The organism is Tabrizicola sp. T46 (assembly GCF_057219895.1).
The window spans coordinates 14,407-32,209 of record NZ_JBXVVV010000007.1; the positions used below are offsets into that span (position 1 = coordinate 14,407).

Annotated in this window: 16 protein-coding genes, 1 tRNA gene and 1 pseudogene; 2 read left to right on the forward strand and 16 right to left on the reverse strand. The window is 62.1% G+C overall.

Going from position 1 to position 17,803, the window contains the following annotated elements; genetic code table 11:
- Positions 1 to 6: 6 nt before the first annotated feature.
- The 3 genes from olsA to AC2D9V_RS17620 all read right to left on the reverse strand — a co-directional run bounded on the left by olsA (position 7) and on the right by AC2D9V_RS17620 (position 1,911).
- Positions 7 to 828: a lyso-ornithine lipid O-acyltransferase gene (olsA, locus tag AC2D9V_RS17610; RefSeq protein ID WP_484715400.1), complete on the reverse strand. Its 822-nt coding sequence runs from the start codon at positions 826 to 828 to the stop codon at positions 7 to 9.
- Complete coding sequence (olsB, locus tag AC2D9V_RS17615) at positions 825 to 1,607, reverse strand: L-ornithine N(alpha)-acyltransferase (protein ID WP_484715401.1); 783 nt, start codon at positions 1,605 to 1,607, stop codon at positions 825 to 827. The genes olsA and olsB overlap by 4 nt, the downstream gene beginning before the upstream one ends.
- Before the next feature lie 121 nt (positions 1,608 to 1,728).
- Positions 1,729 to 1,911, reverse strand: coding sequence for a DUF3553 domain-containing protein (locus tag AC2D9V_RS17620; RefSeq protein WP_484715402.1), 183 nt, complete (start codon positions 1,909 to 1,911; stop codon positions 1,729 to 1,731).
- 26 nt (positions 1,912 to 1,937) lie between these two features.
- Here AC2D9V_RS17620 and AC2D9V_RS17625 point away from each other — a divergent pair, with 26 nt between their 5' ends.
- Entirely contained in the window at positions 1,938 to 2,537 is a 600-nt protein-coding gene (locus tag AC2D9V_RS17625; protein ID WP_484715403.1) for a histidine phosphotransferase family protein, read from the forward strand.
- Here the strand turns inward: AC2D9V_RS17625 and AC2D9V_RS17630 are convergent.
- The 7 genes and pseudogenes from AC2D9V_RS17630 to AC2D9V_RS17660 form a co-directional block, all read right to left on the reverse strand.
- The gene (locus AC2D9V_RS17630; RefSeq protein ID WP_484715404.1) at positions 2,527 to 3,786 is read right to left on the reverse strand and encodes a glutamate-5-semialdehyde dehydrogenase; all 1,260 of its coding nucleotides are present in this window, start codon (positions 3,784 to 3,786) and stop codon (positions 2,527 to 2,529) included. The two genes, AC2D9V_RS17625 and AC2D9V_RS17630, sit on opposite strands and share 11 nt — an antisense overlap.
- Positions 3,787 to 3,882: 96 nt before the next feature.
- On the reverse strand, positions 3,883 to 4,998 hold the full coding sequence (gene proB, locus AC2D9V_RS17635; protein WP_484715432.1) for a glutamate 5-kinase: 1,116 nt from the start codon (positions 4,996 to 4,998) through the stop codon (positions 3,883 to 3,885).
- Positions 4,999 to 5,006: 8 nt separating this feature from the next.
- On the reverse strand, positions 5,007 to 6,029 hold the full coding sequence (gene obgE, locus AC2D9V_RS17640; protein ID WP_484715405.1) for a GTPase ObgE: 1,023 nt from the start codon (positions 6,027 to 6,029) through the stop codon (positions 5,007 to 5,009).
- Between the two features lie 357 nt (positions 6,030 to 6,386).
- Positions 6,387 to 6,935 carry a GNAT family N-acetyltransferase gene (locus AC2D9V_RS17645; RefSeq protein ID WP_484715406.1) on the reverse strand — a complete coding sequence of 183 codons (549 nt, stop codon included), beginning with the start codon at positions 6,933 to 6,935 and terminating at the stop codon, positions 6,387 to 6,389.
- A 186-nt stretch (positions 6,936 to 7,121) separates the two neighbouring features.
- Positions 7,122 to 7,391, reverse strand: coding sequence for a 50S ribosomal protein L27 (rpmA, locus tag AC2D9V_RS17650; protein ID WP_484715407.1), 270 nt, complete (start codon positions 7,389 to 7,391; stop codon positions 7,122 to 7,124).
- Between the two features lie 87 nt (positions 7,392 to 7,478).
- Positions 7,479 to 7,850: pseudogene (gene rplU / locus AC2D9V_RS17655) on the reverse strand (50S ribosomal protein L21); the annotation flags it as partial.
- 204 nt (positions 7,851 to 8,054) lie between these two features.
- Positions 8,055 to 8,906, reverse strand: a complete 852-nt coding sequence (locus tag AC2D9V_RS17660; RefSeq protein WP_484715408.1) for a hypothetical protein — start codon at positions 8,904 to 8,906, stop codon at positions 8,055 to 8,057.
- 177 nt (positions 8,907 to 9,083) lie between these two features.
- On the opposite strand from AC2D9V_RS17660, the gene AC2D9V_RS17665 reads away from it, so the two are divergent.
- Positions 9,084 to 9,173: transfer RNA gene (locus tag AC2D9V_RS17665), tRNA-Ser, on the forward strand.
- 263 nt (positions 9,174 to 9,436) lie between these two features.
- On the opposite strand, the gene AC2D9V_RS17670 is transcribed toward AC2D9V_RS17665, so the two are convergent.
- From AC2D9V_RS17670 to AC2D9V_RS17695, 6 genes are all read right to left on the reverse strand, one after another.
- Entirely contained in the window at positions 9,437 to 10,048 is a 612-nt protein-coding gene (locus tag AC2D9V_RS17670; RefSeq protein WP_484715409.1) for a hypothetical protein, read from the reverse strand.
- Positions 10,049 to 10,219: 171 nt separating this feature from the next.
- A complete protein-coding gene (locus AC2D9V_RS17675; protein WP_484715410.1) occupies positions 10,220 to 10,966 on the reverse strand; it encodes a hypothetical protein in 747 nt (248 codons plus the stop codon).
- Positions 10,966 to 11,607 (reverse strand): hypothetical protein, encoded by a 642-nt coding sequence (locus AC2D9V_RS17680; protein WP_484715411.1) that lies wholly within the window; start codon positions 11,605 to 11,607, stop codon positions 10,966 to 10,968. The genes AC2D9V_RS17675 and AC2D9V_RS17680 overlap by 1 nt, the downstream gene beginning before the upstream one ends.
- Complete coding sequence (locus AC2D9V_RS17685; protein WP_484715412.1) at positions 11,604 to 14,102, reverse strand: N-6 DNA methylase; 2,499 nt, start codon at positions 14,100 to 14,102, stop codon at positions 11,604 to 11,606. Before AC2D9V_RS17685 ends, AC2D9V_RS17680 begins: the two co-directional genes overlap by 4 nt.
- 12 nt (positions 14,103 to 14,114) lie before the next feature.
- Positions 14,115 to 16,658, reverse strand: a complete 2,544-nt coding sequence (locus tag AC2D9V_RS17690; protein ID WP_484715413.1) for a DEAD/DEAH box helicase family protein — start codon at positions 16,656 to 16,658, stop codon at positions 14,115 to 14,117.
- Positions 16,659 to 16,911: 253 nt separating this feature from the next.
- On the reverse strand, positions 16,912 to 17,667 hold the full coding sequence (locus AC2D9V_RS17695) for a terminase small subunit (RefSeq protein ID WP_484715414.1): 756 nt from the start codon (positions 17,665 to 17,667) through the stop codon (positions 16,912 to 16,914).
- Positions 17,668 to 17,803 lie beyond the last annotated feature (136 nt).

A 17,803-nucleotide genomic window follows, 5' to 3' on the forward strand; every position in this document is an offset into this window, starting at 1 on the left:
CCCGGCCTACGCGACCGCGTTCACATGGGCGGTGCGGATCACCCGCTCGCAATACTGGGCAAGGCTTTTGCGGTCATCGAAACTGTCCACCGGAACCTCGGGGTGGAAGGTCACCTCCACCCGCCCCTGCCGCCGCACGGACAGCGTCTTCAGAAGGTGGCTCGCAAAGTCCATGTCGCCCCACCAGCCGTAGAATCTCGGGTCCTCGCCGTCAGGGGCGTGAAAGACCACCGTGACCGGCTGGATATGAGTGCGCCGCTCCAGGGCGGGAGAGAAAAAGGCCGCAAAAAGCGTGCTCTTGAACGGCAGGACGCGGATGCCGTCGGTCGAGGTGCCTTCCGGGAAGAACAGGAGCCGGTGCCCGGCGATCAGCCGCGCCTCCAAGAGCTCCTGCTGCCGCTTCGCCTCGGTCCCCTTCCGGGCGATGAAGACCGTCCCCGTGGCACGCGCCAGCCAGCCGATCCCCGGCCAGGCGGCGACCTCGGACTTTGCGACGAAATAGACCCGGTCGGCGGCGTTCAGGGCGAAGATGTCGAGCCAGCTGGAATGGTTGGCGACAATCGCCCCCTCGGCAGTCATGGGCCGCCCGCGCACCTCAAGGCGAAGCCCCATCATCCAGAGAGAGGCGCGGCAGACACCTTGCGTGATCCGGGGCGTGAGGGGACGGGACGGCCCGAAAAGCGGCGCCTCGACCAGCCGCAGAAGAAGCATGATCAGCAGGCCGCCATAGCAAAGCGACCCGACCAGCGCTCCGCGCCAGGCGACGCGCAACCACCCCATCGGACCGATGCGATGCGGCGGAACCGGCGGCTCGGCCCAGCCGCTCACCCCTGCCCCGCCTTCCGGATGTAGAACTCGCGATGCCGGGCGGACATCTGGCCGGTGTCCATGACCAGACAGACATCGGTCGTGTTGAAGGCGTGGTCGATGAAGGCGCCGTCCCCAACGAACCCGCCCAGGCGCAGATAGGCCTTGATCAGTGCGGGGGTCGCGGCCATCGCGGCCTTCCGGTCCAGCCGCTCCGCAGGGATCAGGTCCATCTCCTGCCGGTGCGGCGGGCGGGCCGAGACGCGCATCCCGGGCGGCGCAAGATGGTGGTGATGCAGCCAGGACAGCGGCTGGGACAGCGCCGCCACATCGGTGCCGTGAAAGCTCGCGACACCGAACAGGACCTCGATCCCCCGGTCAAGCACGTAATCCGCCAGGCCGTTCCAGAGATGGAACATCGCCGTCCCGCCCCGGTGCTCTGCATGCACGCAAGACCGGCCCAACTCCAGCAGCCGCCGGCCCGAGGCGAGGAGCGGCGTCAGGTCATATTCGGTTTCCGAATAGAACTGCCCGGCCTGCGCCCGCCGGTCCCCCGGCAAAACGCGATAGGCCCCGATCACGTGGTCCAGCCCCGCCGGATCGCGCCGCAGGTCGACCAGCAGGAGGTGGTCGAAGTAAGGGTCAAAGGCGTCACGCTCAAGCCGGGCAGCGTGGTCGACAAGCGGACCGTCGCCGCCCAGTTCGGCCACGAAGACCTCATAGCGCAGGCGCTGAGCCGCGATCAGGTCCTCATCCGTTGCGGCCAGCCGCAAGGCATAGGGTGGCGCATCTGCGGTCATTGCGTCATTTCGCGGTCGGGCATGCGCGAGTTAGACACGGCGCGTTCTCTTTGCAACAGTCGTCGGTAACATTCTTGAATCGATATACACTTACTGGTTGTGATTGCCGACGTAACTCCCACTATGGGCGAAAACCATCGAAACACGGAACGAGGTCCACACGCTTGCTGTCGATCACCACCTTCCCGGCATGTTCGAAGTTCACGGTCACCCGTGAGCCGATGACCGACTGGACCTGACCCCACCCCCAATCCTTCTCGTCCGGGTGCCGCACCAGCATGCCGGGCTCCAGCAACCCACGCATTTGCACCTCCTTTATCCGGTTCCACCATGTCCGACACGCCTGACGTCTCTGCCCTGATCGCCTCGCGCATCTGCCATGATCTTATCAGCCCGATCGGCGCAATCGGCAACGGGGTTGAGCTTCTTACGATGGAGTCAGGCGGGGCAACCCGGCCGGAGTTTGCGCTGATCTCGGCCAGCGTTGCGAATGCCAACGCACGCATTCGCCTTTTTCGCATCGCTTTCGGGGCCGCGACCTCGGACCAGCGCATCGCCAGGAACGAGGTGCTGTCGATCCTGACCGACCTTGGCCACGCGGGGCGCATCACCTTTGCCTGGACAAGCCAGGGCGACCTGTCGCGTCCCGAGGTCCGCGTGGTCTTTCTGCTGATCCTCTGTCTCGAGACGATGCTGCCGTTCGGGGGCCGGGTCGAAGTGATCCAGACCGGAACCGGATGGTCACTCCGGGCCGAGGCCCAGCGCACCAAGGTAGACCCGGAGCTCTGGTCGCTTCTGTCCGAACCGGCAGCGGACGTTCAGATAGAGGCAGGCAAGGTCCAGTTCATCCTTGTCGGCCGCGACCTGAGGCGCCTTGGACGCGTGCTTCAGTCAAGTATCGACGGAACGGTCCTGAACTTCAGTTTCTGATCGTCCCGTCGCCTGTCACCAGATACTTGAAGCTGCACAGTTGCTCGGCCCCGACCGGCCCGCGCGCGTGCATCTTGCCGGTGGCAATGCCGATCTCGGCCCCCATCCCGAATTCACCGCCATCGGCGAACTGCGTGCTGGCGTTGCGCATCAGGATCGCGCTGTCGAGCCGTTCGAAAAAGCGCTGCGCAGTGGCGTCATTCTCGGTCAGGATCGCCTCGGTGTGCTGGCTGCCGAAGCGGCGGATATGGTCGATGGCCTGATCGACGCCGTCCACCAGCTTTGCCGCGATGATCATGTCCAGGAATTCGCGCCCGAAATCATCGGGTTGCGCGCGTGTGGTGCCGGGGATCTTCAGAAGCTCGCCCTCGGTGCGGACTTCGACACCGGCCTTCAGCAGGTCCTCGATCAGGACTCCGCCATGTTTGGTGTAGAACTGCCAGTCGATCAGCAGGCACTCCGCCGAGCCGCAGATGCCGGTGCGGCGGGTCTTGGCGTTCAGGACGACACGGCGGGCCTTTTCCAGGTCGGCGTCGCGGTCGGCGTAGACATGGCAGATGCCTTCCAGATGGGCGAAGACGGGTACCCGAGCCTCGCGCTGGACAAGGCCGACAAGACCCTTGCCGCCCCGGGGGACGATGACGTCGATCCATTGCGTAGCCTGCAGCATGGCCGTGACCATCTCGCGATCCCGGGTCGGGATGAACTGGATCGCGGCAGCGGGGAGGTTCGCGGATTTCAGACCGTCGAGCATGCAGGAATGGATGGCCTCCGAGGTCTCAAAGCTTTCCGAGCCGCCGCGCAGGATGACGGCGTTGCCGGATTTGAGGCAAAGGGCCCCTGCGTCGGCGGTGACATTGGGACGGCTTTCGTAGATCACGCCGACAACGCCAAGCGGGGTGGCGACGCGCTGGATGTGCAGGCCATTCGGGCGGTCCCACTCGGCCAGCACGCGACCGACAGGGTCCTTCTGTTCGGCGATCATCCGCAGGGCATCGACGATCCCGCGCAGGCGCGTCTCGTCCAGCCGCAGCCGGTCGCGCATTGCGGGGGTGATGCCGCGCTGGTCAGCGGCGTCGAGGTCAAGCGTGTTGGCGTCAAGGATTTCCTGCCGGCGGCGCCAGACAGCGTCTGCCGCAGCGATCAGGGCCGCGGCCTTACGCTCGGACGAGGCGCAGGCGAGTTCGGCAGCCGCCGCGCGGGCCTTGGCGCCGATCTCGGTCATCAGGTCGGTGAACTGGCCGTCCATTGCGCTACCTTTCCGTCCGGGCTACGGAGTTTTCGAAAACTCCGCGCCGGAAATTTCAAAATTTCCGGTCCGATTTCTTTGGGGAAATCGGGTCCCTCACACCACCATGTCGTCCCGGTGCACCAGCGCCGCGCGGCCCTGGTAGCCGAGGATCGCCTCGATCTCGCCCGACCGGTGCCCGGCGATCTTGCGGGCCTCGGCGGAAGTATAGCGCACGAGGCCCTTGCCGAGAACCACGCCCTCCGGCGACAGGATAGCCACCGGCTCACCGCGCCCGAAGCTGCCGGTCACCTTGGTAACCCCTGCCGGTAGCAGGCTTTTCCCGGCGCGTAAGGCGCTGACCGCACCTGCGTCCAGCACCAGCTCGCCCTTCGGCTTCATCGCGTTGATCCAGCGCTTGCGGGCGACATGCGGGTCGGCAGAGGGGACGAACCACGTCCGCGTCGCGCCCTCGGCCAGCGCCTTCAGGGGGCGCAGGGTGGACCCCTCCATGATCGCCATCGCGCAGCCTCCCGCGACGGCGGTTTTCGCCGCGAGGAGCTTGGTCTTCATCCCGCCCTTGGAAAGGCCCGAGATCGGGTCGCCCGCCATCGCCTCGATCTCGGGCGTGATGCTGTCGACCACGTCGAAGCGGGTCGCGCTGGCGTCTTCCTTGGGGTTGGCGGTGTAGAAGCCGTCGACATCGGAAAGAAGGATCAGCTGGTCCGCCCCCACCGTCACCGCGATCTGGGCGGCGAGGCGGTCGTTGTCGCCGAAGCGGATCTCGTCGGTCGCGACGGTGTCGTTCTCGTTCACGATCGGCACGACGCCGAGACCGAGGAGGGTCTCCATCGTCGCGCGGGAGTTCAGGTAGCGGCGGCGGTCCTCGGTGTCTTCCAGCGTGACCAGCACCTGGGCGGTGGTGATGCCGTGTGGGGCGAGCACCTCTTCATAGGCCCGCGCGAGGCGGATCTGGCCCACGGCGGCGGCGGCCTGGGACTGTTCCAGCGTCAGCGCGCCGTCGGGCAGGCCTAACACTTTCCGGCCAAGGGCGATCGAGCCGGAGGAGACGAGCACCACATCCGCGCCTCGGACCTTGGCTTCGGCCACGTCCATCGCCAGCGCCGAGAGCCAGCCCTGTTTCAGCCCCGACTTCCGGTCGACCAGCAGGGCCGAGCCGATCTTCACGACCAGCCGCCTTGCGTTGCGGACATCGGGGGCCGCAAGGGTCAGACCTGCGCTCAAGGCTGCCACGTTCCGCGCTCCTCTTGTGGCTCCTCGTGGTGGATGGTGGCGTAAAGCGCGCGGAGGACGTCCGGCAGGCCCTTGCCCGAGACGCCGGAGATCACATGGACCTCGCCCCCGCTGGCCTTTTCCAGGGCGCGGCGGCGGTCGGTGATCTGCTTGGCATCCATCGCGTCGGTCTTGTTCAGGGCCACGATCCGGGGCTTGTCGCCGAGAAGGTCCGAATAGGCCTCGATCTCGGTCACGATGGTCTTGTAGTCCTTCGTGATCGTCGAAGAGGTCCCGTCGACGAGGTGGAGAAGAACCTTGCAGCGTTCGACATGGGCGAGGAACTGGGTGCCAAGGCCCCTGCCCTCGGAGGCGCCTTCGATCAGGCCGGGGATATCGGCCATGACGAATTCATGTCCGTCGATCCCGACGACGCCGAGGTTCGGGACAAGGGTCGTGAAGGGGTAATCCGCGATCTTCGGCCGCGCGTTCGAGACGGCGGCGAGGAAAGTGGACTTTCCGGCGTTCGGCAGGCCGACGAGCCCGGCGTCGGCGATCAGCTTCAGGCGGAGCCAGATCGTGCGTTCGATCCCCTCCTGCCCCGGGTTCGCCCGGGCCGGCGCGCGGTTGGTCGAGGACTTGAACCGCAGGTTCCCCCAGCCGCCGTTGCCGCCTTCGGCGAGGCAGACGCACTGGCCGACCCGGGTGAGGTCCGCGAGGACGGTCTCCTCGTCCTCGTCAAGGATCTCGGTCCCGAGGGGGACCTTCAGGACGATGTCGTCGCCCGACTTGCCGGTCTTCTGGTTGCCCATGCCGGGCTGACCGGACTTGGCGAAGAAATGCTGCTGGTAGCGGTAGTCGATGAGGGTGTTCAGCCCCTCCACCGCCTCGGCCCAGACCGAGCCGCCGTGGCCGCCGTCGCCCCCGTCGGGGCCGCCGAATTCGATGAACTTCTCGCGTCGGAACGACACGCAGCCGGCCCCGCCGCCGCCGGAGCGGATGTAGACTTTGGCGAGGTCGAGGAACTTCATCGGTCAGGCTTTCGGGGTAAGGTCAAGGTTGAGGGGATACAGGAAGCGGGACCGATGCTCAAGCAAGCTCGCGGGCCGGATCTGACCACAGTGGTCAAATTACGATTAGTACTTGAAATCAATGTCTTGTGCGTTGGCGTTTACGATTTCTCAAGACTTTCCCACACAGCCGATCCTCCTGATTTCGGGCCGGGGTCAGACACGGGAACCATGCCGCGCCCAAAACCGGACGGGGATGCCTTGCCGCTCCAGGCAATCCGGGAGGCGTGGAGACTGATCAGAAATGCCAAGGCATCTCCGCACATGGCGACGGACAGGGAAGCGGGCGGACCCGGTGGCCTGCCCTGCCCCGCTGTGTCAGGTGGCGTGTTCCAGCCTGCGGATATAGGTCCAGGTCGGGACCGTCGTGCCGCGTGCGACCGAGAAGCTTTCGGCGTCGCCCAGATACTGGAAGCCCGCATTGGTCAGGACCCGGGCCGAGCCGGGATTGTCCTGGAAGGCTTCGGCGAACATGGTGCAGTTCTTCTGCGGGTTCGCCGCCACCAGCGCATTCACCGCTTCGGACGCGATGCCGTGGTTCCAGAAGGCAGGCGCGACCCAGAAGGCGACCTCGGACTGGCCGCGGTCCATCTTCTTCAGCGAGATGACCCCAAGGACCTCGGGCAGGTTCGCCCGGGTGCCGTCCATGACCCAGATATCCTCGTCCGAATTGACGGCCATCGCGCGGGCGCAGAATGCCTCGGCCGCGCCGGGCGGCAGGGGGTGCGGGATGCCTTGCGTCGCCTCGGCCACCCGGCGGTCCCCGGCGTAAAGCGCGAAGAGCCCGGCGTCGGACTTGCGCACCGGGCGCAAGGTGAAGCGTTCAGTCGCAATCTCGGCCGTGGCCGCGATCTTCTCGAGGATCATGGCTTCCCTCCTTCGAAGCGCATGTGGGAATTGCCGGATAGCCGTGCAATCGCCCGAATGTTTGGCCCTTTCGGGGTGAGAGGGTGGCGGTTCACCCCAGTTCGCCCGGTCGTGGACCCGGAAACGAGATGGGGGACCGGCCCTTCGGCCGATCCCCCATCTACAATCCGATTGTAAAGGTTCGGCTTACTCGGCTGCCTCCACGACGGGGAGGACGGAAATGAAGGTGCGACCCTTCAGACCTTTCTTGAAGGTCACGCGGCCCTCGACAGTCGCGAAGATGGTATGGTCGGTGCCCATGCCAACGCCTTCGCCGGGGAACCACTGGGTCCCGCGCTGGCGGCAGATGATGTTGCCGGGAATGGCATGCTGGCCGCCGAAAAGCTTCACGCCAAGGCGACGACCGGCCGAGTCACGACCGTTGCGGGACGAACCGCCTGCTTTCTTGTGTGCCATGGGGTGTTACTCCTTCGCGGCAGCGGCCTTGGCGGCGCGCTTCGGTTTCTCGGCGGCAGCCGGAGCGGCGGCCTTGGCGGTGCCCGGTGCCTCATGTGCGGCGACGCGGGCGGCGGCGGTGCCGGTGGCGGCCTTGACGCCCGACTTGTCGGCGCCCTTTTCCAGGACCTCGGTCACGCGGACCAGCGTGAGGTGCTGGCGGTGGCCCTTGGTGCGCTGGCTGGAGTGCTTCCGGCGGCGCTTGACGTAGTGGATGGTCTTTTCGCCCTTGATCTGGTCGATGACCTCGGCTTGGACGGCCGCGCCTGCAACCAGCGGCGCACCAACGGTGGTACCGACCATCAGGATGTCGTTGAACTGGATCTTTTCGCCAGCGACGGCATCAAGCTTTTCCACGCGCAGGACGTCACCCGCCTGCACCTTGTATTGCTTGCCGCCGGTCTTGAGGACCGCAAACATGGGTCTTTCCTTCTCTTGCTCCGCGCCCTGTGGCCCCCCTTTCGGGGCGTTCGGGGAGTTGCCTCCGCCTCGGACAGCGCGCCCTTGCGGGCGTCATGAAAATAGGGTCCCGGCGCGAGTCGCCCCACGCCGGGATGCGGGCTTATGCGGCGAAGCGGCGGCGCTGTCAAGCGGCCTTGGGGGGTCCTGGCCAGTCTCGGCGGGTCAGATGTCCTGCCCCTGCATCGCCTCGCCCGCGGCGCGGCCAAGGTCTTCGGACACGCCGGTGAAGACCTGATCGAAGGCCGCGAAAAGCGCGGTGTTCAGCCGCTGTCCGGCGGGGGTCTCCCAGAAGGCGATGTAGGCGTCAAGTTCGGCGTCGGTCAGCGGCGCATAGGCGAGGCCAAGGTAGGCATGGAGCCAGCTTTCGGTATCGCTGCGGATCTGCGCCTCCTGCCCCCAGACCTGCGCCATCACCTCATCCTGCGGCAGCGTCCTGCCGTAGATCCCGGTTTCGTTCATGCCGTTCATGAAGGCGAGATTGCCCGTCAGCGCCCCGGCCACGTTCTGTTCGAGAAGGTCGCTGGCCACGATGAAGCGGTCGATCTGGCCGGCCCTTGGCTCACGGTCGGCACGCCGCCGGTCCGCTGCCACACGGGCGGCGTCTTCCGACGCTTCGTCAAGGAAGGCGCGGCGGGCCTCGATCTCCAGCGTCAGGATACGGCTGCCGAGGTCGGAGGCGAAGAAGGTGGTGATCTCGGCAATGGCATCCGGGTGGGCGGCAAGGCCGTCCTGAAGCGCTCGGTCGAACCCGGCACGCAGGCGGTCGATGTCATAGATCTCGGCAATCGCGCTTTGCCAGCCCGGCCCGCCGCCCGAGGGGAACATGTCGGCCTCAAGCTCCGCACCGTAGCTGAGGCCCTCTTCGCGCAGGACCTCGAAGAGCGCGTCAAGCTGCATCACCTCGCCCAGGTCCGCGATCGCGGCTGAGGGTGCGGCGGGTTCAGCCGTCGTCTGCGCGGCGGCAGGAGGTGCCAGGGCAAGAAGCGCCACGAGGGCAAGGCGTGACAATGACATCGCGTGGTCCTTCTTGAATGCGGCCCAGCGAGGCCGGTCCGCGAAGAGGTAGTCCCTCTGCCCGCGATTGCCAAGCCGACCGGGTCGCAACAGCCTGTGAACGCGCGGCGGATTGCCCCTTGCGCATCGGTCGCTGCCCGGCTATCCACCCCGCCACATAGACGACCCCCAAAGCGCGGAGAGGTGCCGGAGTGGTCGATCGGGGCGGTCTCGAAAACCGTTGTGGGTTTGCGCCCACCGTGGGTTCGAATCCCACCCTCTCCGCCACACGCCCTTGATTTCAAACAGAAATGTGGGGCTTCTTTATGTTTGCCCATCAAAAGACCCATCAACTTCTGTTCCTCGTGGTCTCTGTGTCGCTTCAAAACGCAAGATTGCATAACAAGCCTGCGCGAAATGGGTTTATCTGTTCGACGCGTCACTGGCATGTTGGCCTTGCCCTGCCGTCCCGGACTGTTTCGCTCGCATGCTGAGCTGAAGCTGCTGTGAACGGACAATGACTGCGTATGCCGGAAGGTCGCGGGCAGCAATCAGTGGGCCACGCGCAACTTCATGCGGAGAATCTTGCCCAGTCGAGCACAAACGAAATCAAGCCTGATGTGGGTGACACCAAGCTCGAACTCATGCACGATAATGCTTGGAGCATCTTGGAAATCAGCCAAACGAACATTGCTTCTTGAGAGCCATGACTTTTTCGCCATTAGACGAACGCGAAAGCCGTTGGTCTGATTTCTAAGCACAATGATATATGCATCACCCCGATCCTCGATGTCATCAAGATCGTAAACCTTAAGCCGCACACCAGATTTATCTCGGAATATCCGCGGGCGCCCGAGCCTCGGTGAGGCAGACGATACTGTTCGGGCACGATTGTCGGTGCATTTGTGTTTAGGCCATGGCCAACCGACATCATCAAAGAATACGCGTCCACCATACGGACTCTGATAGAAATAGACTTGCTCACCGCAGACGGGGCATGTGGCATTGGGATTGAGGTAACTGTCGCTATCCCACCCACGTTTTGGCCTTTGTTCAGATGATCTGCCCCCTTCGCAAAACCTGCCATCGATATGAATTGGACGCAGAATACCGTCGACGTATCTGAACTCGATCTCTCCTCCACATTTATAGCAGGTTGTCATGTCGAAGCCTCTTTTGCAGATCTGCCCTGTTGTTCCGGCAGTGCGATGAAACGGGCAGACATTTTCGGCTATGATAGACGGAAGAATGAACCAAGCTTTTCGCCTAGCTCAAGGTCTGCCCCGATCGGGACGTCCGGTTCCACTCTTTGTGCATGACGGGTCCTGGCGATGTCATGCGGCTTCCTCCAGGTCGTCAGGATAGGCGGAGAGCAGAGCTGAATGAAGCAAGTGCATCTCTTCGAACTTTGGCTGGTCGGCTAGCGTATGAATTGGGAAGCCCCGGCAATACGCGATGTCAGCCACTGAAAGATAGTCAGCGTGCACAAGGTTCGCCCGGACTTCATCGACATAGTCGGGGTATTGACGCAGGTCAGGGTCGGAGCTGTCGCTGTTCAGAAAGGCGACGTATAGCTCCAGGATTACGGGCTGCATGTGCATCTCAATGTTGCGCACTTCTTTCATCATTTCGCTGATTTCAACGTCAATCGAGGCTTGATCGTTGAAGAAAACTGTCCCAGTCGGATGGGCGATCTTGTTGCGACGTTTCACGAACTTGGCGAACTCTCCAACCTGTGCGTTGGTGCAGCCGATCAGTTTGAGGAAGCGGAAGATCTGGCTTTCTTTCAGCCGGTCATAGAACTTGAACGGACTTTCGCAGGCCATCAGGTCGCCTTCGTCCTCGTTACGAAAGCCAACCATCGCCATGGAGAACTGTTCGGGCCGCGCTAGTCTAATCTGCCAAATTGAAAAGCTGACGAAGCTCATGTAGAGAAGATGAAAGGCAAGGCTCGCAAACTCATAGCGCCCGGTGTCGTAGTTGGTCTTGAAGGCCGACCAGAGGAAATCTAGATAGGCCTGTTCGCTGGCGTTCGCGAAGGACTGCGGCAGGTAGGTGCCAAGCTCGGAGGCTTCATCCATTAGGCGACCCTCAACTCGCGGTCATGCTGATGATGGGCCACAACCCAACGCGCCCAGGCCCGAACAAATGGCAGAAAGTCGGTCTCGCGCACGGTTACTAGACGATAGGTCTCAGTGACGTCCCGCTGGGCTTGGCTCTCTTCGTAGCGCGACAAGAAGGCGATGTGCTGAACACGAGCGCCTTCCGTTTCAAGCCCCCGTTCGTCCAGATAGATGATATTTCCGTGGGCAAGGGCATTTCGCAGGACGGGGAAGACCTCGCCAACAGTCCGTCGCTGGATTGTGTTGGCATCACGCGCAAAGGACCGCTCGCCGTTTTCATCCATCCATTCAAGGACATTGTTCGGGTCGCCCATGATCCGCGAGAACCGCCACTCGCCGGGGCCTGTGCCTTTCCAGAAGTCGGCCCCTAGCCACTTGCGCCTTTCCATTGTCTTGAGTGCCGCTTGAAGACCGCCGCCGTGTTCCTGCCGCAGGGGGTGCCGGTTGTTGGCGCGCTCCCATGGCACAAGAAGGATGGAAGAGGCCAGCATAATCGAGAAGGTGCCATAAAGGTCGCGATCCTGGGCGATGGGTTCGAAGGCGTCCAGCAGTTGCAGGCAACGCTCGGGGTATTCGGTGGCGAAGCGTTGCGGGATCATGCCGCTTCCTCGCCGTGCGCCTCGCCCCAGACGCGAGCGATGGCGGCGTCGATCTTTTTCTCGAAGCGGGCGATCAGGTCGCGGTTGCCGTTGACGAGGACTTGCTCTGCTTCGATTTCCGCAACGATGGCCTGTTGCACATCCGCCTCCGGGAACTTGATCGGATATTCTTTCAGCTTCGAGAAATGGCGACGATACCCGTCTTGCGCCAGCGGGTAGACTTGCAGGTAAAGCGCCAGATACTTTGGCAAGAGACCCTGGCGGGTTCGAAGTATCTTTATGCCATCGGCCCCTTGCGCGAAGGGGCGATCAACGAACTTCACCGCGCAGGTGTGGTCCCCGAATATGACAAGGCCGGCTTGCGGATCAATCGAGGCAGCAGCTTGGTTCGTCCATCCGGCGATGTAGTCCTGAGACTGGTCGATAATCGGGATTTCACCCGTCTTTCCGTATTCCGTGGTTTGCAGCTTGAGCGGCGGTGTCACCGTGTCCACAAGGTTCTGCAACTCGTCGGCTTGCCATTCTGGATCAACCGGAATGTGGGGGCGGTAGTTGTCGAGGACGCCGCGGGCCCCGTCGATGACGCGCTGGTAGCCCTCGACCTCGGCCACAATCTCGCGCTGCACCTCAAGCGGCGGGAGGGGGATTTCGATAGCGGAAAAGTCGCCCCAGCCCACTCGGGGTAGCTGCGCCCCGCGTAGTTGTTCCATAACCTTTTCATTGAACGGACCGCTGCGTAGCATCGCCGCGAGGAAAACAGGGTCCACCGCTTCACGATCCGCGCGCAGGGCGAAGATGTCCGTTGAACAGATACCATCTCGATCAGCCCGCCAGACTTTGTTCAAGTTCGGACGCAGTTTACCATAAAGAATGTCCCCGGACATGAAGACCGTCTTCAAGCTCTTGATTTCGCTTGGATCAGCGTAGGTGGTTTGACCAGCAATGCTGCCAAGGTGTGAGACGATATTCTCTAGGCCGATGTATTCGACTGGCCCCTTCAAGGTTTCGGGCAACACGCTCTCACCAACCTTGGTGCAGATATCGCCAATGGCCCGGTAATCCCACGACGCTGCGCGGGCTATTGTTGCCGCGTAGCGTTCGGCGCTCAGGTTATAGTCCCCTCCCTCGGCCAGCCGGGAACGCTCCACCTGGCTGCCAAGGCTGCTTTCCAGCACCTCACCATCGCCCGCCCGTGCGGCCTGCAACCAAGCCGCAAGCTCTGCCTTCACTTGTGCAAGTTGCGAACCTTTCACCGCCTTGCGCTGTGCACCAAGGGCGAAGCCGTCATTTTCGATCTTGAAAAAGGCGACATGCTGGCTGGCCTTGGCCACCGCGCGGTCAAGGATCAGGATCGAGGTCTTCACCCCGGAATAGGGGTTGAACACGCCTGCGGGCAGCGAGATCACGGCGGCAAGGTGGTTGTCCACCAGCATCTTGCGCAGGGCGACATAGGCTCCCTGGCTTTGGAAGATGATGCCTTCTGGCACGACGATGGCGGCGCGTCCGTTCGGCGACAGATGTTCGGCCATGTAGTCCACGAACAGCACTTCGCTGCGTTTCGACTGAACCTGAAAGCGGGTGTGCGGCTTGATCCCGCCTTTCGGTGACATGAAGGGCGGGTTGGCGAGGATGACGTCGGCCATCTCTGACCAATTGTCCTCGGATGTGAGTGTGTCGTATTCCTCGACCTTCGGGTCGGCAAAGCCGTGCAGGTAGAGGTTCACCAGCGACAGGCGCACCATGTCAGGCGAAATGTCATAGCCCTTGATGTTTCGGGCCAGCCGGGCACGATCGTCGGCGGTCAGGCGATCCCCGGAAAAGCGCAGCGGGCTTTCCAGCGCCTGTTCGGCTGCATCCTGCCCCTCGACCATGCCGTTGCTGTTCGTCGCGTCGGACGTGTTCTGTTTCAGGATGTGCTTGTAGGCCGAAATCAGGAAGCCCGCCGTGCCGCAGGCCGGATCAAGGATGACCTCGTGCTTCTGTGGGTTGATGATCTCGACCATGAAGTCGATGATGTGCCGGGGAGTGCGGAACTGGCCTGCGTCGCCCTGGCTGCCCAAAACCGATAGAAGGTATTCGAAGGCGTCGCCCAGCTTTTCGCTGTGGTCATAGGTGAAGCTGTTGATCTCACGCAGGAAGGCGCGAAGGGTTTCGGGGTCGCGATAGGGCAGATAGGCGTTGCGGAAGATCTGGCGGAAGAGCGGTGGAAGACCGTCGTTCTCGACCATCTTGGTCAGGGCTTCGGAGTAGGTGTTGAGCATGTCCTGCCCGCTTACGCCGGGGGCGACCAGCTTGGCCCAGCGATAGCGTTCGTAGTCCTTGGTGAAGAACTTCCGTTCCCCGCCGAACTCTTCGGACTGAAGGTCCATGTCGTCCATGAATTTGTAGATCAGCGCGATGGTGATCTGTTCGACCTGGCTTTTCGGATCGGGCACCTTGCCGACAAGGATGTCCCGGCAGGTGTCGATGCGGCGCTTGGTGTCAGTGTCGAGCATGGGGGTCTTTCGTCAGAGGAAGGGGTTCAGGGACACATAGTCCTTGATGTATTCGGGGATGCGCTTGCGCCAGGAGGCGGGCACCTCCTTGAGGTGGCCCATGGTGAAGCTTGGGTTTACGTTCAGGTCGGCAAAATGGCCCGCGTCGATCTTGGCGCGGACATGGGCGTCGCGGATGTAGGCTTCGAAGAAGTAGCGCATTTCACGGATGCGGTCGGCCTCTTCGGGTTTCTGGTCGGCAAGGAACTTCTGGAACTCTTCCTCGATCAGTTCGGCCTTGCTCTTGAAGCCGGGGATGAAGCCGAATGCCTTTTCGACCAGTTCGCGCACCGTGATCCGGCGATCAACGCCTGCTGCCTTGCGCAGCTTTTCGAGGCTGTAGAACTCGTTCGGTTTGTCGAACATTTCCTGCATCACATGGCGGGTCGCGCCTTCCCAGTTCTGTTGCTCGACAAGGGCCGCAAGCGTCTTGTCCGAGCGGGCTTGATCCTCGAACTTGCGGAAGAGTTCGCGGTCGATGCGCATGCCGTCGAGGCCGATCTGCTGTTCGACCTGCGAAACGACTTCATCGGGATCGAAATGCTCATAGGTGGAGCGGGTCGCAGGCCCGCCGACGTCGGACCCGTCGCCGTCCACATTGAGGGGCATGGGCGAAGCCTTCGGCAGCTTCAGTTCCTCGTCATAACGGAACTTCTCTTCGAAGAACTCGCAGTTGGCGAAGAAGTCGAACAGGCGGAAGACCGACTTCTCGACCTTGCCCAAGTCGGCCCTGCGGATGGGGTCGAACATCTCTTCGGTGAAGTTGTGCTTGCGGGTGCCCCGGCCCTTGATCTGGACGAAATCCGATGGCGAGAAGATCGGCCGCATGAGGGCGACGTTCAAAAGGTCCGGGCAGTCGTAGCCCGTGGTCATCATGCCGACCGTGACGCAGACGCGCGCCTTACTGGTCCGGTAGTCGGGCAAGAAGGAACTGTGGCCGCTGAGGTTGTTGTTCGCGAAGTTGATGGTCATCCGCTGCGCATCATCCACCTGGCTCGTGACCTGCATCGCGAAATCGGAATTGTAGTGGCCGGGCCAAAGCTGATCCGCCATCTCGTTCAGGATTTGCGTGATCTTGGCCGCATGGTTCTGGCTGACGGCGAAAGCGATGGTCTTGCCGAACTCGTTCGAAATCGGGTCACGAAGGCCGTGCTGCAACAGGGTCTTGCAGAAGGTTTGGTTGGTTGTTTCCGCGAAGAAGCGCCTTTCGAAGTCGCGGCCTGCAAAGGCCTCCTTGGCCTCGTTGCCGTCCTCGTCGGTTGTCTCGACCACAAAACCTTCATCTGACAGAAGCTGTGTGGTGATGCCTGTTCTCGCGTCCACGACATAGGGGTTGATCAGGAAGCCGTCGTTCACCCCGTCGATCAGCGAATACCGAAACGTCGGATCGCCGCTTTCGCAGCCGAATGTCCGATAGGTGTCGAGCATCATGCGGCGCTCTGCCTCGCGCGGGTCGCGACTGCCGGCTCCGCCGCCTGACGTCTTGAGGTAGTCCTTCGGGGTCGCGGTCAGCCCCAGCTTGTAGCCGATGAAGTATTCGAAAACGGCGCGCGCATTGCCACCTATCGAGCGGTGCGCTTCGTCCGAGATCACAAGGTCGAAGTCGGTCGGGTTGAAGAGGCGACGATACTTGTCGTTGAACAGCAGGGATTGAACGGTCGTGACAACGATATCGGCCTTTCGCCAGTCGTCTCGCTGTTCCTTGTAGATCACCGAGGTGAAGTCGTTCTTGAGCAGTGTCTTGAACGCCTTGTCGGCCTGAACCTCCAGCTCTAGCCGATCCACCAGAAACAGCACTCGCTTTGAGTTCCGGGTCTTGAGGAAGAGCTTGATGATCGCTGCTGATGTGAGCGTCTTGCCGGTGCCCGTCGCCATCTCGAAAAGAAACCGGGTCGCGCCTTTCTTTGCTTCCTCCTGCACCCGTTCGATAGCCCGCTGCTGATATCTGCGCAGAAACCGCAGCTTGTTTTTCTCGACGAAGGACGGTCGTTCTGCCTCGCTTCGCCACGCGGCTTCCTCGGCATAGCCCGGCATCTGTGTGAGCGCGATGAAATCGAGACCGACCGGTTCGCCAGCCAGCCGGGCCGCATTGGGTTCGAAATGGTAGTGGTTGCCGATCACGGTCGGGCTGGGAAACTTCGAGATGACCGTCGGGCTACCCTGTTCCAGGTCCCACAGGAAGTGGATGTTCCCGTTGCTGAGGATCACGAAGCGGGCGTTCTGCGACCGGGCATACTTCCGCGCCTGTTCCTTCGCAGAAAGCGGGTTCTTGTCTTCTGACTTGGCTTCCAGAACGATCAGCGGCTTGCCATTTCCATCGAGCAGGAGGAAGTCGACGTATCCGTTACTCGCGTTTTCGAGGTTTGGGCCAAGTGCATCAAGATCACTACTAGATATCTTTACGTTGGGTTCGAGAACTATGTTCGCTGGGCCGCTTGCATCATCGAAGAAACGCCAACCGGCGTCAGCGAGTAGACGATTTATCTTGATCCGGGCGGTTGCCTCCTTGTTCGCCACGCCTGTCCCCGCCTCCGTCGTCCAGCAGCACAGTAACTCTAGCTGCAATCAAGCTCGAAGTGCTAGACCAAACCAGTCAGAGGCGAAGGGCCCTCTGCAGTTGTCGGGTAAGGTCTCGGTTGGCCCGTTCCTCTCGGCAATTCAGAACGGCTTGCCTTAAGTTCGCTGTGGGACGACGGCTGTTCATGTTGAATGATCCCTAAAGGCCGAAGGCGACTTCCGGTTACTCACGAAACTAGGAATTTGAATACGGTCACGGGTCACAGCGAAGCGGCATCCGCTGAATCTCGCCCCGATCTTGCATCTCTCTAAAGCGACCTCCGATGACATCGGACTCTCGTGCGTAAGCCGGACCGTAGAACCCGAGGCGCTTGGCGAGTTCCTTCAGCGCAGACAGCTGGTCGTTGAATCGGTAACCGATTCCATTTCGGGTTTCCTCAATGCCCGCAAAAACCGCTCGCTCGCTATTCGTGAACAGGCGAGTATCCTTGAGCTTGACCTTTGGGAGCCCATCGCCGTCACATATCGGACAGTCCGGGTTGGGCGCCAGGCTGTCGTCATATCCGTATCCGCCTTCTGGGTGTGTAACCGGATCTGACTGAGGATTTGCCTTTATGGGGAAGGCCCTAAACTCCTCAGGTGTTCGCCACTGGTAGGCGTGCCCTATGCCGTGACAGAAGCGGCAGGCGCCGAAATGCACGCCGACGATATCGGTTAAATCCGCGAAAGCGATGTCGCGAAAACGGCGCACAACATCCTCGACCTGCACGTCAAGGGCAGCCAAGAGCTTCTGCCGTTCCACGAGGATGCGGGCCTGAATGTCAGCGGATGTCAGCAGACGATGAGCGCTCTGCCTGGTGCCAGGGCCATCCTTGTATCCCGCTTCGCGATAGGCACGGGAAGCGTTGCCGTGGATAAGAAAATGGCGAACGAATGCTCCATGGCGATCAACTCTAGCGCTTGATCTCCACTGCTCCACGGCGCGGACTTGGTTGCAATCCGAGATCATGCGCGACAGCCCTTCTCCAGCATTCTGCAGTGGAGTAGCGGAACCAGCGGAACCTTTGCCCACACACTCTGTTGGAACGCATTCCAGCGGAACCAGCGGAACCTACCCATAACTGATTTTCCTATCTTATTCATAT

Coding starts and splice junctions, on each gene's coding strand:
- AC2D9V_RS17625 (WP_484715403.1), top strand. CDS start 1,938: ATGTCCGACACGCCTGACGTCTCTGCCCTGATCGCCTCGCGCATCTGC.
- obgE (WP_484715405.1), bottom strand. CDS start 6,029: ATGAAGTTCCTCGACCTCGCCAAAGTCTACATCCGCTCCGGCGGCGGC.
- AC2D9V_RS17670 (WP_484715409.1), bottom strand. CDS start 10,048: ATGACAACCTGCTATAAATGTGGAGGAGAGATCGAGTTCAGATACGTC.
- rpmA (WP_484715407.1), bottom strand. CDS start 7,391: ATGGCACACAAGAAAGCAGGCGGTTCGTCCCGCAACGGTCGTGACTCG.
- AC2D9V_RS17630 (WP_484715404.1), bottom strand. CDS start 3,786: ATGGACGGCCAGTTCACCGACCTGATGACCGAGATCGGCGCCAAGGCC.
- AC2D9V_RS17675 (WP_484715410.1), bottom strand. CDS start 10,966: ATGGATGAAGCCTCCGAGCTTGGCACCTACCTGCCGCAGTCCTTCGCG.
- AC2D9V_RS17695 (WP_484715414.1), bottom strand. CDS start 17,667: ATGATCTCGGATTGCAACCAAGTCCGCGCCGTGGAGCAGTGGAGATCA.
- AC2D9V_RS17680 (WP_484715411.1), bottom strand. CDS start 11,607: ATGATCCCGCAACGCTTCGCCACCGAATACCCCGAGCGTTGCCTGCAA.
- olsB (WP_484715401.1), bottom strand. CDS start 1,607: ATGACCGCAGATGCGCCACCCTATGCCTTGCGGCTGGCCGCAACGGAT.
- AC2D9V_RS17645 (WP_484715406.1), bottom strand. CDS start 6,935: ATGATCCTCGAGAAGATCGCGGCCACGGCCGAGATTGCGACTGAACGC.
- AC2D9V_RS17660 (WP_484715408.1), bottom strand. CDS start 8,906: ATGTCATTGTCACGCCTTGCCCTCGTGGCGCTTCTTGCCCTGGCACCT.
- AC2D9V_RS17620 (WP_484715402.1), bottom strand. CDS start 1,911: ATGCGTGGGTTGCTGGAGCCCGGCATGCTGGTGCGGCACCCGGACGAG.
- AC2D9V_RS17685 (WP_484715412.1), bottom strand. CDS start 14,102: ATGCTCGACACTGACACCAAGCGCCGCATCGACACCTGCCGGGACATC.